This is a genomic window from Geodermatophilus sp. DSM 44513 (assembly GCF_032460525.1).
Lineage (GTDB): Bacteria > Actinomycetota > Actinomycetes > Mycobacteriales > Geodermatophilaceae > Geodermatophilus.
Window position 1 is genome coordinate 3407681 of sequence record NZ_CP135963.1, and the last position, 13569, is coordinate 3421249.

At 75.1% G+C, this 13569-nt stretch carries 12 protein-coding genes and 1 pseudogene; 7 read left to right on the plus strand and 6 right to left on the minus strand.

Annotated elements, in window-relative coordinates; all coding sequences use genetic code 11:
• The first annotated feature begins 26 nt into the window (after positions 1-26).
• The 4 genes and pseudogenes from RTG05_RS16480 to RTG05_RS16490 all read left to right on the plus strand — a co-directional run bounded on the left by RTG05_RS16480 (position 27) and on the right by RTG05_RS16490 (position 4358).
• Positions 27-356: a hypothetical protein gene (locus RTG05_RS16480; protein ID WP_166526016.1), complete on the plus strand. Its 330-nt coding sequence runs from the start codon at positions 27-29 to the stop codon at positions 354-356.
• Positions 353-2890, plus strand: coding sequence for a 1,4-alpha-glucan branching protein GlgB (gene glgB, locus RTG05_RS16485; protein WP_166526017.1), 2538 nt, complete (start codon positions 353-355; stop codon positions 2888-2890). Before RTG05_RS16480 ends, glgB begins: the two co-directional genes overlap by 4 nt.
• Before the next feature lie 69 nt (positions 2891-2959).
• Positions 2960-3664, plus strand: a pseudogene (locus RTG05_RS22395) (neutral zinc metallopeptidase); the annotation flags it as partial.
• A 61-nt stretch (positions 3665-3725) separates the two neighbouring features.
• Complete coding sequence (locus RTG05_RS16490) at positions 3726-4358, plus strand: hypothetical protein (RefSeq protein WP_315911962.1); 633 nt, start codon at positions 3726-3728, stop codon at positions 4356-4358.
• Here RTG05_RS16490 and RTG05_RS16495 read toward each other — a convergent pair.
• The 6 genes from RTG05_RS16495 to RTG05_RS16520 form a co-directional block, all read right to left on the minus strand.
• Complete coding sequence (locus tag RTG05_RS16495; RefSeq protein ID WP_315911963.1) at positions 4355-5323, minus strand: tetratricopeptide repeat protein; 969 nt, start codon at positions 5321-5323, stop codon at positions 4355-4357. The two genes, RTG05_RS16490 and RTG05_RS16495, sit on opposite strands and share 4 nt — an antisense overlap.
• 43 nt (positions 5324-5366) lie before the next feature.
• On the minus strand, positions 5367-5891 hold the full coding sequence (locus RTG05_RS16500; protein ID WP_166526019.1) for a MarR family winged helix-turn-helix transcriptional regulator: 525 nt from the start codon (positions 5889-5891) through the stop codon (positions 5367-5369).
• A gap of 79 nt (positions 5892-5970) precedes the next feature.
• Positions 5971-6858 carry a hypothetical protein gene (locus RTG05_RS16505; protein WP_166526020.1) on the minus strand — a complete coding sequence of 296 codons (888 nt, stop codon included), beginning with the start codon at positions 6856-6858 and terminating at the stop codon, positions 5971-5973.
• Between the two features lie 132 nt (positions 6859-6990).
• Positions 6991-8466 (minus strand): phytoene desaturase family protein, encoded by a 1476-nt coding sequence (locus tag RTG05_RS16510; RefSeq protein ID WP_166526021.1) that lies wholly within the window; start codon positions 8464-8466, stop codon positions 6991-6993.
• Between the two features lie 63 nt (positions 8467-8529).
• On the minus strand, positions 8530-9528 hold the full coding sequence (gene meaB / locus RTG05_RS16515; protein ID WP_166526022.1) for a methylmalonyl Co-A mutase-associated GTPase MeaB: 999 nt from the start codon (positions 9526-9528) through the stop codon (positions 8530-8532).
• Positions 9525-10997 carry an acetyl-CoA C-acetyltransferase gene (locus RTG05_RS16520; RefSeq protein WP_315911964.1) on the minus strand — a complete coding sequence of 491 codons (1473 nt, stop codon included), beginning with the start codon at positions 10995-10997 and terminating at the stop codon, positions 9525-9527. Before RTG05_RS16520 ends, meaB begins: the two co-directional genes overlap by 4 nt.
• A 49-nt stretch (positions 10998-11046) precedes the next feature.
• On the opposite strand from RTG05_RS16520, the gene RTG05_RS16525 reads away from it, so the two are divergent.
• From RTG05_RS16525 to ccrA, 3 genes are all read left to right on the plus strand, one after another.
• Positions 11047-11511 carry an alpha/beta fold hydrolase gene (locus tag RTG05_RS16525; RefSeq protein ID WP_315911965.1) on the plus strand — a complete coding sequence of 155 codons (465 nt, stop codon included), beginning with the start codon at positions 11047-11049 and terminating at the stop codon, positions 11509-11511.
• Positions 11512-11576: 65 nt separating this feature from the next.
• Positions 11577-12050, plus strand: coding sequence for a methylmalonyl-CoA epimerase (gene mce, locus RTG05_RS16530; protein WP_166526024.1), 474 nt, complete (start codon positions 11577-11579; stop codon positions 12048-12050).
• 68 nt (positions 12051-12118) lie between these two features.
• Positions 12119-13450, plus strand: a complete 1332-nt coding sequence (ccrA, locus tag RTG05_RS16535) for a crotonyl-CoA carboxylase/reductase (protein WP_166526025.1) — start codon at positions 12119-12121, stop codon at positions 13448-13450.
• The last annotated feature ends 119 nt before the right edge of the window (positions 13451-13569 follow it).

The window sequence follows — 13569 nt, forward strand, 5'->3', positions numbered from 1 at the left end:
ACCGGCAGGGAAGAGGACCGCGAGCGATGACAGCCCCGGACGACACGACCGGCGAGAGCAGCAACCAGCCCAAGACCCGCGACGAGCTGACCGCCGCCGTGGAGGAGAAGACGGCCGCGGCGCAGGCGGCCGAGGACGAGCCGATCGTGAACGCGGCCAGGCCCGCACCACGCGACGAGGACCAGGGCGAGGTCGTGGCCGAGCGGGGCGGGACGGCCACGCCCGTGGTCGCCCCCGCGCCGATCGCCGAGCCCGGCAGCCCCACCGGGACACCGGCCGGCCAGCCGGAACCGCCGAGCACCGATCCCGCCGAGCCCAGCACCCCCCAGGCACCGGACGAGGCTGACGACCGATGACGTCCCCGGACGAGACCGCGCGCACCACCGGCGCCGCCCCGACCGACGCCGTCCCGGCGCGCAAGCGGGCCGCGACGGAGAAGGCACCCGCCAAGAAGGCACCCGTCAAGAAGGCACCGGCCGAGAAGGCACCGGCGAAGAAGGCACCCGCGAAGAGGGCGACGGCCGGGCAGGCCGCGGACGAGGCCACCGGCACCACGGCGGGCGCGAGGAAGCGGAAGGCCCCCGGGACGACGGGCACCGCGGGGACGCAGCGTGACGTCGTCATCGAGCAGGGCGGCGCCGTGGTCGCCGCGGCACCGGCCGGGGAGGGCCCGGCCGTGGAGGGCGCCGCCCAGCACGACGCCCCGGCCGAGGTCTCCGAGGAGCAGCTGCGCGCCGTCGTGGACGGCTGGTCGCACGCCCCGCACAGCGTGCTGGGCGCCCACCCGGCGCGGGACGGCTGGGTGGTCCGGACACTGCGGCCCGACGCGGTCTCCGCGACCGTCGTCGACGAGGACGGCTCCCGGTACGACGCCACCCGCGTGCACGACGGCGGGGTCTTCGCCGCCCACCTGCCGGAGCAGCCCGGGGACTACCGCATCGAGGTCGGTTATGGCGACGGCCAGGGCGGCACGACCAGCTTCGTCGTCGACGACCCCTACCGGTGGCTGCCCACCGTGGGCGAGGTCGACCAGCACCTGATCCGCGAGGGTCGCCACGAGCGGCTCTGGGAGGTGCTCGGTGCGCACGTCCGGCGCTACGACACCCCCGGCGGCCCGGTCGCGGGCGTCTCCTTCGCCGTCTGGGCGCCCAACGCGCAGGGCGTGCGGGTGACCGGGGACTTCGACTACTGGGAGGCCCGCGCCTACCCGCTGCGGTCGCTGGGCTCCTCCGGCGTCTGGGAGGTGTTCATCCCGGGCGTCGCGGTGGGCACCAAGTACCGCTACCACGTGCTCGGCCGCGACGGCGTGTGGCGGCACAAGGCCGACCCGCTGGCCTTCGAGACCGAGGTGCCGCCGCTCACCGCCTCGGTCGTCACCGAGTCCCGGCACGAGTGGCAGGACGACGCCTGGCTGGCCGAGCGGGCCCGCGGCGGCTGGCACGAGCGGCCGATGAGCGTGTACGAGGTGCACGCGGGGTCCTGGCGGCAGGGCCTGTCCTACCGGCAGCTGGCCGACGAGCTGGTCGACTACGTCGTCGAGCACGGCTTCACCCACATCGAGTTCATGCCGCTGGCCGAGCACCCCTTCGGCGGCTCGTGGGGCTACCAGGTCACCTCCTACTACGCGCCCACCGCCCGCTTCGGCAGCCCGGACGACCTGCGGTACCTGGTCGACCGGGCGCACCAGGCCGGCATCGGGGTCATCGTGGACTGGGTACCCGCCCACTTCCCCAAGGACGACTGGGCGCTGGCCCGCTTCGACGGCACCCCGCTCTACGAGCACGGCGACCCGCGCCGTGGCGAGCAGCTGGACTGGGGCACCTACGTCTTCGACTTCGGCCGCTCGGAGGTCCGCAACTTCCTCGTCGCCAACGCGCTGTACTGGTGCAAGGAGTTCCACGTCGACGGCATCCGGGTCGACGCGGTCGCCTCGATGCTCTACCTGGACTACTCGCGCGACGAGTGGGTGCCCAACGTGCACGGCGGGCGGGAGAACCTCGAGGCGATGGCGTTCCTGCAGGAGATGAACGCCACCGTGTACCGCGAGGTGCCCGGCGTGGTCACCATCGCCGAGGAGTCGACGGCCTGGCCCGGGGTCACCCGGCCCACCCACCTGGGCGGCCTGGGGTTCGGCTTCAAGTGGAACATGGGCTGGATGCACGACTCGCTGGGGTACGTGTCCAAGGAGCCGGTGCACCGCAGCTACCACCACGGCCAGATGACGTTCTCGATGATCTACGCCTACTCCGAGAACTACGTGCTGCCGATCAGCCACGACGAGGTCGTGTACGGCAAGGGCTCGCTGGTGCGGAAGATGCCCGGCGACCGGTGGCAGCAGCTGGCCAACCTGCGGGCCTACCTGGCCTACATGTGGGCCCACCCCGGCAAGCAGCTGCTGTTCATGGGCTCGGAGTTCGCCCAGGACGCCGAGTGGGCCGAGAGCCGCTCGCTGGACTGGTGGCACCTGGAGGACCCCGCCCACCGCGGCGTCCTGCAGCTGGTCACCGACCTCAACGCCCGGTACCGGGAGACCGCCGCCCTGTGGTCCCAGGACGTCGACCCCGCGGGGTTCCAGTGGATCGACGCGAACGACGCGTCGGGCAACGTGCTCTCCTTCCTGCGCTTCGGCCGCTCCGGTGAGGAGGCCACGCCGACACTGGCCTGCGTGGCCAACTTCGCCGGCGCCCCCCACGAGCGGTACCGGATCGGCCTGCCCCGGCCGGGACGGTGGCGCGAGGTGCTCAACACCGACGCCGAGGGCTACGGCGGTGCCGGTGTCGGCAACCTGGGCGGCATCGAGGCCGTCGAGGAACCGTGGCACGGCCAGCCGTGCTCGGCGACGCTGACCGCCCCGGCGTTGGGCACCGTCTGGTTCGTGCACTCGGACTGAGAGACCCGCACGGCCCGCCCGTTCCCTCCGGGCGCGGCCGGTGCGCCCCGATGGGACGATCCGGGGGACATGCCTGCCTCATCCCCGCGACGCGCGGCCGTGGCGCTGCTGGCCACGGCCGCGCTGCTCGTCCTGTCCGGCTGCTCCTACGTCGTCGTCGGCCTGCCGAGTGCGGCCCAGGCGCCGGCCTCGGACCTCCCGGCCGCCGAGCTGACCGTCGTCGGCGCCACCGACGGGCCCGTGGACACACTGGCGCGCAACGCGCTGGCCGACCTGGAGACCTACTGGGCCCAGCAGTTCCCGGAGGTCTTCGGTCAGGACTTCGTGCCGCTGGCGGGCGGCTACTTCAGCGTCGACCCCGACGACGTCGACCCCGGCGCGTACCCGCAGGGCATCGGCTGCGGCTCGGACCCGCGGGAGGTCGGGGGCAACGCGTTCTACTGCCAGGCCACCGACGCCCCGAACTCCGACTCGATCAGCTACGACCGGGCCTTCCTCGGTGAGCTCGCCGAGCAGTACGGCCGGTTCATCCCCGCGCTGGTGATGGCCCACGAGTTCGGGCACGCGGTGCAGGGCCGGGTGGGCTACCCCGACTTCTCCATCTCCGTGGAGACCCAGGCCGACTGCTTCGCCGGCGCCTGGACGGCGTGGGTCGCGAACGGGCAGGGCGAGCACTCCCAGATCCGCGCGCCCGAGCTGGACGAGGTGCTGGCCGGCTACCTGCTGCTGCGCGACCCGGTGGGCACCAGCATCACCACCGAGGCGGCGCACGGCTCCTACTTCGACCGCATCTCGGCGTTCCAGGAGGGCTTCGACGCCGGCGCGACCGTCTGCCGTGACGAGTTCGACGCCGAGCGGGCCCTACACCCAGAGCGCCTTCACCGACCCGGACGACGCCGCCAGCGGCGGAAACGCGCCCCTCCAGCTGGCCCAGCGGTTCGCCGCCGACGGCCTGTCGGAGTTCTGGACCCTCGCCTTCGACCAGGTCTTCGCGGAGACCTTCACCCCGCCGTCGGTCCAGCCGTTCGCCGGTACCGCCCCGGACTGCGCCGCCGAGGACCTCGACCTGGTGTTCTGCCCCGAGGAGGACCTGGTCGGCTACGACGTCGAGGACCTGGTCGGCCCGGCCTACGAGCAGCTGGACAACGCCGACTACGCCGTCATCACCGCCACCTCGCTGCCCTACGCGCTGGCCGCCCGCGAGCAGCTGGGGCTGTCCACGGACGACGAGCCGGCCATCCGCTCAGCGGTGTGCCTCACCGGGTGGTTCTCCGCCGCCTTCTTCGACAACCAGCTGGAGGCCGCCGAGATCTCCCCCGGCGACATCGACGAGGCCGCCCAGTTCCTGCTCGCCTACGGCACCGACCCCTCGGTGGTGCCGGACGTGCAGCTCAGCGGCTTCCAGCTGGTCGACCTGTTCCGCAACGGCTTCTTCCAGGGCGCCGCCGCCTGCGACGTGGGGGTCTAGTAGAGCGCGAGCGTGAGCTGGCGGCGCGCCGCGGCGACCCGCGGGTCCTGGTCGCCGACGACGCCGAAGAGCTCCACCAGGTGTCGGCGGGCGGCGTCGCGGTCCTCCCCGGCGGTCCGGCGGACCACGTCCAGCAGCCGGCCGAAGGCCCCGTCGACGTCGCCGGTGCCGAGCAGGAAGTCCGCGGCGCGGGCCTGGGCGGCGACGTCGTCCGGAGCGGCGTCGGCGGCCGCGAGCGCGTCCGGACCGGCCTCGTCCGCGCGGCGGAACAGCTGCACCTGGCGCAGCGCCAGCCCGGCCACCGGGTGGTCGGGCTCGGCGTCGACGATGGCCTGGTAGGCGGCCTCCGCGGCACCCAGGTCCCCGCGCTCCAGCGCGGCCTCGGCGGCGTCCAGGCGCGGGTCCTCGGCCTCGGCCCCGTCGGCCGGACCGGCGTCCGGGACGGCCCCCCCGGTGGTGGCTCGCACCAGCTCGGTGACGAACTGGCGCGCCTGCTCCTCGGGGATGGCACCGGTGAACTCCGCGACCAGCTGGCCCTGCCAGACGGCCTTGACCGCGGGGATGCCCTGCACCCGCAGACCCTGGGCCAACGCGGGGTTGGCGTCGACGTCGACCTTGGCCAGCACCCACGAGCCGCCGCCCTCCGCGGCCAGCCGCTCGAGCACCGGGGACAGCTGCTTGCACGGCCCGCACCACTCGGCCCACAGGTCGAGCACGACCGGCACCTGGAAGGACCGGTCGAGCACCTCGGCCTGGAAGGTGGCCTCGGAGACGTCGACGACGGCCGAGCCGGGCGCACCGGCGGGGGCGGCCGGGCTGGGCGGGGGTGCGGCCTGGGCCCGTGCCGCGGCCTCCGAGCGGGCCTTGACGGCGGCGAGGTCGACCGCGCCGGCGAGGGAGGCGGCCAGCTGTGCCTGCTGGGCCTGCGCGCGCGGGTCGGGGCGTCCGGGTCGGGTGGGCTGCATGGCCTCGATCCTCCCATCGCCGCGGAACCGGTGTCGGGGGCGGTCAGCCGGCCGGCGTCCCGTCGTCGGCCACGTCACCGGCACCGCGGCGGACCCGCTCGAGGACGGCGAACAGCGTGTCCAGCTCGTCGTCGGGGACGTCGCCGAGACCGAAGTCCAGGGCGGTCAGGGCCGCGGTGGCCGCGTCGACGACGGCCCGCCCCCGGCCGGTGATCGCCGCGAGCACGCCGCGGCCGTCGGCGGGGTTGGGACGCCGGTCGACGTAGCCGGCGGCGACCAGCCGGTCGATCGCGTTGGTCACGCTGGTCGGGTGCACCATCAGCCGGCTGCCGATGACCTTCAGCGGCAGCTCGCCGGTGCGGCTGAAGGTGAGCAGCACCAGCACCTCGTAGCGGGCGAAGGTCAGCGCGTGCGGGCGCAGCGCCTCGTCGAAGCGGGCGAGCAGGATCTGCTGCACCCGGAAGACCGACGTCGCCGCGCGCATCGCCGCGGCCGGGCCGAACCGCTGCTCCCAGGTCTCCCCGGCGCGCGCGATGGGATCGAACGGCAACCCCAGCGGACGGACCACGGCTGCCGAGGGTACGGGGACCGCCGCCGGGCCCTCGAGATCCGTCCCGTCGTCCCCTCCCCCGGCCGGGAGGCGACGGTCACGCGGGTCTCGGCGGCCCGAGCGCGGCGCGGATGCGCTGGACCAGCAGCTCCGGCCGATGGAGGTCCGCCGCGGTGACGAACACGACCCGCCACCCGGCCGCGGTCAGCCGGTTGAGCCGGGCGCGGTCCTCGGGCACCTGCTGGGGCCGCCCGTGCCAGTGACCCTCGTACTCGACGGCGAGCCGCTGCCCGGGCCACGCGAAGTCGACCCGCGCCACGAAGCCACGGCCGTCCCGCACGGTGTACTGGGCGACCGGCCGCGGCAACCCGGAGTCGTGCAGCAGCAGGCGCAGCCGCGTCTCCGGCGGGGACCCGGCCAGCCCGTCGGCCCGGCCGACCGCCCACCGGACGGCCCGGCAGCCGCGCCCGGTCAACCCGGCGGCGGCTGCCCGCAGGACGTCCAGGTCGACCACCCGGGCGCCGGTGAACCGGTCGAGCGCGACGACCGCCTCCTCCGGCGGCCTGATCCGGCCCAGGTCCAGCGCCGTCCGGACGGCGTCGGTCGCCGGGACGCCCCGGATCACCGTCACGTCACCGGCGCCGAGGGCCCGGCGGCTGAGTCGGACGCCCGGTAGGGCACCGGCCCGGCACCCGGCAGGCACGGTGCACTCGACGTCGTCGTCCGGACCGGCGAGGTCGACCCCGTGCAGGACGGCGGCGCTGCGACCGCTGGCCACCGCGCCGGCGACGAGCAGCCGGGTCACCGCCAGCGCCCGCAGGGGGTGCGTGAGCCGGACCGAGGCGCAGGCGTAGACGTCGGGGTACACCCGCCGCCACGCGGAGCTGCGCAGCTGGGCCGGGGTGAGCAGGCTGTCGCGGACCGCGTGCGAGCCGCGGAACAGCCGCCCGCGCAGCTGCGGCGGACGGTGCGGGGCCACGGGCACCGCCGCACTCTGCCCGCTCGCCGGTGGCCCGACCGGCGCCGTCCACAGGCCCCGGCGAGATGCGGCCGACGGTGCCCTCGCGGCCCGCCGAGGCCGCAGCCGGGCGCATCTCGGCGTAGGCAGGCCGGGCCCTCAGGCGGCGGGCGGGGCGGGGCGCAGCCGCGGCGCCTCCCGCAGGCCGAACACCTCGCGCAGCGCCGTCCGCGCGGCCAGGTCGCCGCACATCCCGTGCACCGCCGGCCCAGGCGGGGTGGCCGCGGAGGCCAGGTAGGTGCCCGGCACCGGCGTCTTGTAGGTGTTCCACCGCGGCACCGGGCGGGCCAGCATCTGCAGCAGCGAGGCCTCGCCGTTGGAGATGTCCCCGCCGACGTGGTTGGGGTTCCAGGCCTGCATCTGCGGGGCGTTCTTGGTGGCCCGCTCGACGATGGTGTCGCGGAACCCGGGGGCGAACCGCTCGACCTGCGCCTCGATCGCTGCGGTCACGTCGACGTCGGAGCCGTGCGGCACGTGCACGTAGGCCCAGAACACGTGCCCGCCGGCCGGGGCGCGGGTCGGGTCGACCACCGTGGGCTGGACGGCGAGCACGTAGGGCTTGTCGGTGTTGCGGCCGGCCGCGGGCGCGGACTCCCCCGCCATCGTCTCCTCCAGCGTGCCGGCCACGTGGATGGTGCCGGCCCGGCGGACCTCCGGGTTGGTCCAGGGCACCGGCTCGGAGAGGATCCAGTCGATCTTGAAGACGCCGGGGCCGTGCTTGTACCGGGACGCCCAGCGGCGGTAGCCCTCGTGCACCCGGTCGCCGGCCATGTCTACGAAGGCCCGCGGCGTGGTGTCCAGCAGCACCACCGGCACGCCGTCGAACTCCCGCAGGTCGGTCACGGTGTGCCCGGTGACCACCTCGCCGCCCTGCTGCTCGATCGCGGTGACCATCGCGTCGGCGAGGTTCTGCGAGCCGCCCTCCACCACGGGCCAGCCGCCGTGGTGCGCGGTCATCCCGAGCACCAGGCCCAGCCCCGCGGTCAGCGGGCGGGACAGGTCGAGCATGCCGTGGGCTGCGGCGCCGGCGATCAGCGCCCGCGCCCCGTCGGTCTCGAAGTAGCGGTGGGCCAGCCAGCGGATGTTCGGCAGCGCGTTGAGCGCGAACCGGGTCACCGCCCCGACGCTGCGGGTGGGCAGCCGGCGCAGCCGGCTGGTGAGGAAGTAGTCGACGACGTCCTGCCCGTGCTCGACCAGCGGGCCGAACAGCTGCCGGTAGGCCGGCCCGTCGACGCCCAGGCCGGCGGCGGTGTCCTCGAGCGAGCGCCGGGAGACCGACGCGCGTCCGCCGTCGAGGGGGTGGGCGTAGCAGACCTCGGGCTGCAGCAGCCGCACGCCGCGGCTGGCCAGGTCGAACTCGCGGAAGAAGGGGGACGCCGCGGCCATCGGGTGCACGATCGAGCAGACGTCGTGCTTGTAGCCGGGGCGCATGAGCTCCTCGGTGCGCAGCCCGCCGCCGGGCCGGTCGGCGTGCTCGACGACCCGCACCCGCAGTCCGGCGGCCGCCAGGCGCAGCGCCCCGGCCAGTCCGTTGGGGCCCGCTCCGACGACGACGGCGTCCGGCGCCCCGTTCACTGCTCCAGCCCGTCCACCCCGGTCATCCTGCCCGCAGCGCCACGCCCCCGCCCGGGCGGCGGGCTACAGCTGGTCCAGCAGCAGGGCGGCGGCCCGGAAGGGGTCGGTCCGCCCGGCGACCACCTGCGCGGCGAGCGCGCCCAGCGCCGCGGAGCCGCGGACCTGGCCCATCCGCTCGCGCAGCCCGGTCAGCGCGACGGCCTCGATCTCCCGCGCCGCGCGGGCGGCCCGCCGGCGGTCCCCCTCCCCCGAGGACGCCAGCCACGCGCGGTGCTCCGCCAGCGCCCGCGCCAGGTCCTCGACGCCGGTGCCGGCGGTGGCCACGGTGCGCACCACGGGCGGGCACCAGGCGCCCGGGGCCTCGTGCCGACCGCCGAGGGCGAGGGCCGACCGCAGGTCGCGCACCGTCCGGTCGGCGCCCTCGCGGTCGGCCTTGTTGACCACCAGGACGTCGGCGACCTCGAGGATCCCGGCCTTGGCCGCCTGGATGCCGTCGCCCATGCCCGGGGCGAGCAGCACCAGCGTGGTGTCGGCGAGCGAGGCGACCTCCAGCTCGGACTGGCCCACCCCGACGGTCTCCACCAGCACCACGTCGCACCCGGCGACGTCGAGCACCCGCAGCGCCTGCGGGGTGGCCCAGGCCAGCCCGCCGAGGTGGCCGCGGGTGGCCATCGAGCGGATGTAGACCCCGTCGTCCCCGGCGTGGTCCTGCATGCGCACCCGGTCGCCGAGCAGCGCCCCGCCGGAGAAGGGCGAGGACGGGTCCACCGCGAGGACGCCGACCCGCAGGCCGCGCCCGCGCAGGACACCCACCAGCGCGGTGGTCGTCGTGGACTTGCCGACGCCGGGCGCGCCGGTGAGTCCGACGACCTGCGCGCGCCCGCCGTGCGGCGCCAGCGCCGCGGCCACCTCGGGCAGCGCGGGGCCGGCGTCCTCGACCAGGGAGATCAGCCGGGCGACGGCGCGGGCCTCGCCGTCCCGGGCCCGGGCGACCAGGTCCGCGACGTCGACCGGGTCGCGGCCCCGCCGCCCGGGAGGGGAGGCGGGGCCCTCCGGGGTCACGTCCGGGCGGGCACGTGCAGGATCAGCGCGTCGCCCTGCCCGCCGCCGCCGCACAGCGCCGCGGCACCCACGCCGCCGCCCCGGCGGCCGAGCTCCAGCGCCACGTCCAGCACGATCCGGGCGCCGCTCATGCCGATCGGGTGGCCGAGGGCGATCGCACCGCCGTTCGGGTTGACCTTCTCCGGGTCGATGCCGAGCTCGCGGGTGGAGACGATGGCGACGGCGGCGAAGGCCTCGTTGAACTCGACCAGGTCGAGGTCCGCGGGCGCGATGCCCTCGCGCTCGCAGGCCCGCTGGACGGCGCGCGAGGGCTGGCTCTGCAGCGTCGCGTCCGGGCCGGCGACGACACCGTGGGCACCGATCTCGGCCAGCGGGGTGAGCCCGAGCTCGGCGGCCTTGGCCGCGGACATGACCACGACCGCGCAGGCGCCGTCGGAGATCTGCGAGGCGGTGCCGGCGGTGATCGTGCCGTCCGCGGCGAAGGCCGGCTTGAGCCGCGCCAGGGTCTCCACCGTGGTGTCGGCGCGGACGCCCTCGTCGTCGCGGAACTCGATCGGGTCGCCCTTGCGCTGCGGGATCAGCACGGGGGTGATCGCCTCGGCGAAGATGCCGTCCTTGCCGGCGGCGGCCGCCTTCTGGTGGCTCCCCGCGGCGAAGGCGTCCTGCTCCTCACGGGTCAGGTCGTAGCGGCTGTTGGCCTGCTCGGTCAGCGCCCCCATGGCCACCTGGTCGAAGGTGTCCGACAGCCCGTCGTGCGCCATGGCGTCCACGAGCCGCGCGTCGCCGTACCTCGTCCCGGTGCGGGAGTTCGGCAGCAGGTGCGGGGCGTTGGTCATCGACTCCTGGCCGCCGGCCACGACGATGTCGAACTCGCCGGCGCGGATCAGCTGGTCGGCCATCGCGATCGCGCTGAGGCCGGACAGGCAGACCTTGTTCACGGTGATCGACGGAACCGTCATGGGGATCCCGGCGGCCACCGCCGCGGGGCGGGCCGGGTTCTGGCCGGCGCCGGCCTGCAGCACCTGGCCCATGATCACGTACTCGACCTGGTCGCCGGAGATGCCGGCGCGGTCCAGCGCGGCCTTGATCGCCACGCCACCCAGGTCGGCGGCGGAGAGGTCCTTGAGCGAGCCGAGCAGCCGGCCCATCGGGGTGCGGGCGCCGCTGACGATGACCGAACGGGACATGGACTGCCTCCTGGGTGGGCCGGCGACGCCGGCGACCGCGGGGTCGGGGCCGCCGCACCTCGGGACGCGGCAGCGATCCCCCAGGATAGGACCGGGGCGGCGCGGCGCCGGGGTGATGCAGGTCTCACCGCCGTCGATCGTGCCCGACCGGGTGGGGCACCCGCCGATCGTCGACCCGCCGGAGGACCCGTGCCCCGCCTGACCGTCGGCACCGACGACGGCCAGCCGGTCGAGCTGCACCACCAGGACGTCGGCGCCGGCCGGCCGGTCGTGCTCGTCCACGGGGGGCCGCTGTCCGGGCGCGCCCGGACAGCGGCAGGTCGGCCCGCTGGTGGCCGCCGGTCACCGCGTCGTCACCTGCGACCGCCGCGGCTTCGGCGACTCCTCCCAGCCCTGGGGCGGCTACGACCACGACACCTTCGCCGCCGACCTGCACGCGCTGCTCGAGCACCTGGACCTGCGCGACGTCGCCCTGGTCGGCTTCTCCACGGGCGGCGGCGAGGTGGTCCGGTACATCGCCCGGTACGGCGTCGAGCGGGTCAGCCGCGCGGTGCTGGCCGCCGCCGTCCCGCCGTCCCTCCACCAGGCCGACGACAACCCCGACGGTGACCTGGACGACGCCACCATCGAGCATTCCAGGCCGGCGTCCCCCGGCGACCGCATCGCGTTCCTCGACGGCTTCACCGCCGACTTCGTCAACCCCGGCGGCAAGGGCCTGCTGGGCGGCCCGCACGGGGTCAACGCCTCGCACCCGGCGGAGTTCAACGGCGCGCTGATCGGCTTCCTGGCCCGCTGAGGGCCTCCGCGCGCGAGGGGGTGCCTGCCTGTCCTCGTGACCGTCCGGTCCGGGAGGATGCCGCGGTGACCACCGACCCGCGCACCGGCCTGCCGACCGAGCTGTTCACCGCCGTCGACCACGTCGGCATCGCCGTCTCGGACCTCGACGAGGCGCTGGCCTTCTACGCCCAGGCCCTCGGCGTGCACTCGGTGCACGAGGAGGTCAACGAGGAGCAGGGCGTCCGCGAGGCGATGCTCGCCGTCGGCGACGGCGACACCCGCATCCAGCTGCTCGCGCCGCTGACCCCGGAGTCGACGATCGCGAGGTTCATCGGCCGCTCCGGCCCCGGCCTGCAGCAGCTGGCCCTGCGGGTGACCGACGCGGAGGCGGCGGCCGCCACCCTGCGCGAGCGCGGCCTGCGGCTGCTCTACGACACCCCCCGGCGCGGCACGTCGGGCAGCCGGGTCAACTTCGTGCACCCCAAGGACGCCGGCGGCGTGCTCGTGGAGCTGGTCGAGCCGGCGGCGGACGGGCGACACGACCCGCGCGACCGGTGAGCTGACGTCCTGGCTACCCACCGGTAACATCTGCCGGCACTCACGAGCCGACGACCCGGGAGACGTACGTGGACGAGATCAGGGACGCCATCCTCGCCGACCAGCTGACCGACGTCGCCGCGCTGCCGGTGCCGCGGTCCTACCGCGCGGTGCTGGTCCGCAAGGACGAGCAGGACATGTTCGAGGGCCTGACCACCAAGGAGAAGGACCCCCGCAAGTCCCTGCACGTCGAGGAGGTGGCGACGCCGGAGCTCGGCCCGGGAGAGGCGATCGTGGCCGTGATGGCGTCCTCGGTGAACTACAACACCGTCTGGACGTCGATCTTCGAGCCGGTGTCCACCTTCGGCTTCCTGGAGCGCTACGGGCGGCTGCACGACCTGGCCAAGCGGCACGACCTGCCCTACCACGTCGTGGGCTCCGACCTCGCCGGCGTCGTCCTGCGGGTGGGCCCCGGGGTGAACCGCTGGAAGCCCGGCGACGAGGTGGTGGCGCACTGCCTGTCGGTGGAGCTGGAGGACCCGGCCGGCCACGACGACACGATGCTGGACCCGCAGCAGCGGATCTGGGGGTTCGAGACCAACTTCGGCGGCCTGGCCGAGCTCGCCCTGGTCAAGAGCAACCAGCTGATGCCCAAGCCCGCCCACCTCACCTGGGAGGAGGCGGCCAGCCCCGGGCTGGTCAACTCCACCGCCTACCGGCAGCTGGTCAGCCCCAACGGCGCGGGCATGAAGCAGGGCGACGTCGTGCTGATCTGGGGGGCGTCGGGCGGGCTGGGCTCCTACGCCACCCAGATGGCGCTCAACGGCGGCGCGATCCCGGTCTGCGTGGTCTCCAGCCCGGAGAAGGCCGACATCGTCCGGCGGATGGGCGCCGAGCTGGTCATCGACCGCGCGGAGGAGGGCTACCGGTTCTGGAAGGACGAGGACACCCAGGACCCCAGGGAGTGGCAGCGGCTGGGCAAGCGGATCCGGGAGCTGACCGGCGGCGACGACGTCGACATCGTCTTCGAGCACCCCGGCCGGGAGACCTTCGGCGCCAGCGTGTACGTGGCCAAGAAGGGCGGCACGATCGTCACCTGCGCCTCGACCAGCGGGTACATGCACTCCTACGACAACCGCTACCTGTGGATGAACCTCAAGCGGATCGTCGGGTCGCACTTCGCCAACTACAAGGAGGCGTGGGAGGCCAACCGGCTCATCGACAAGGGCCTGGTGCACCCCACGCTGTCCCGGGTCTACCCGATGGACGAGGTCGGCCAGGCCGCCTACGACGTCCACCACAACAGCCACCAGGGCAAGGTCGGCGTGCTGACCCTCTCCCCGGCCGAGGGCCTCGGCGTCAAGGACACCGCCAAGCGCGAGAGGCACCTGACCGCGATCAACCGCTTCCGCGGGGTGTGAAGGAGGCCCTCCTGCCCCCACCCCCCGCAGGCTCGCGGCGGGCCCCTGCAGGAGGGGCCCGCCGGCGCGCCGGGTGTGTCCCGGCGGGACACACCCGGCGCGTGGCGCCGCCCCGTGCG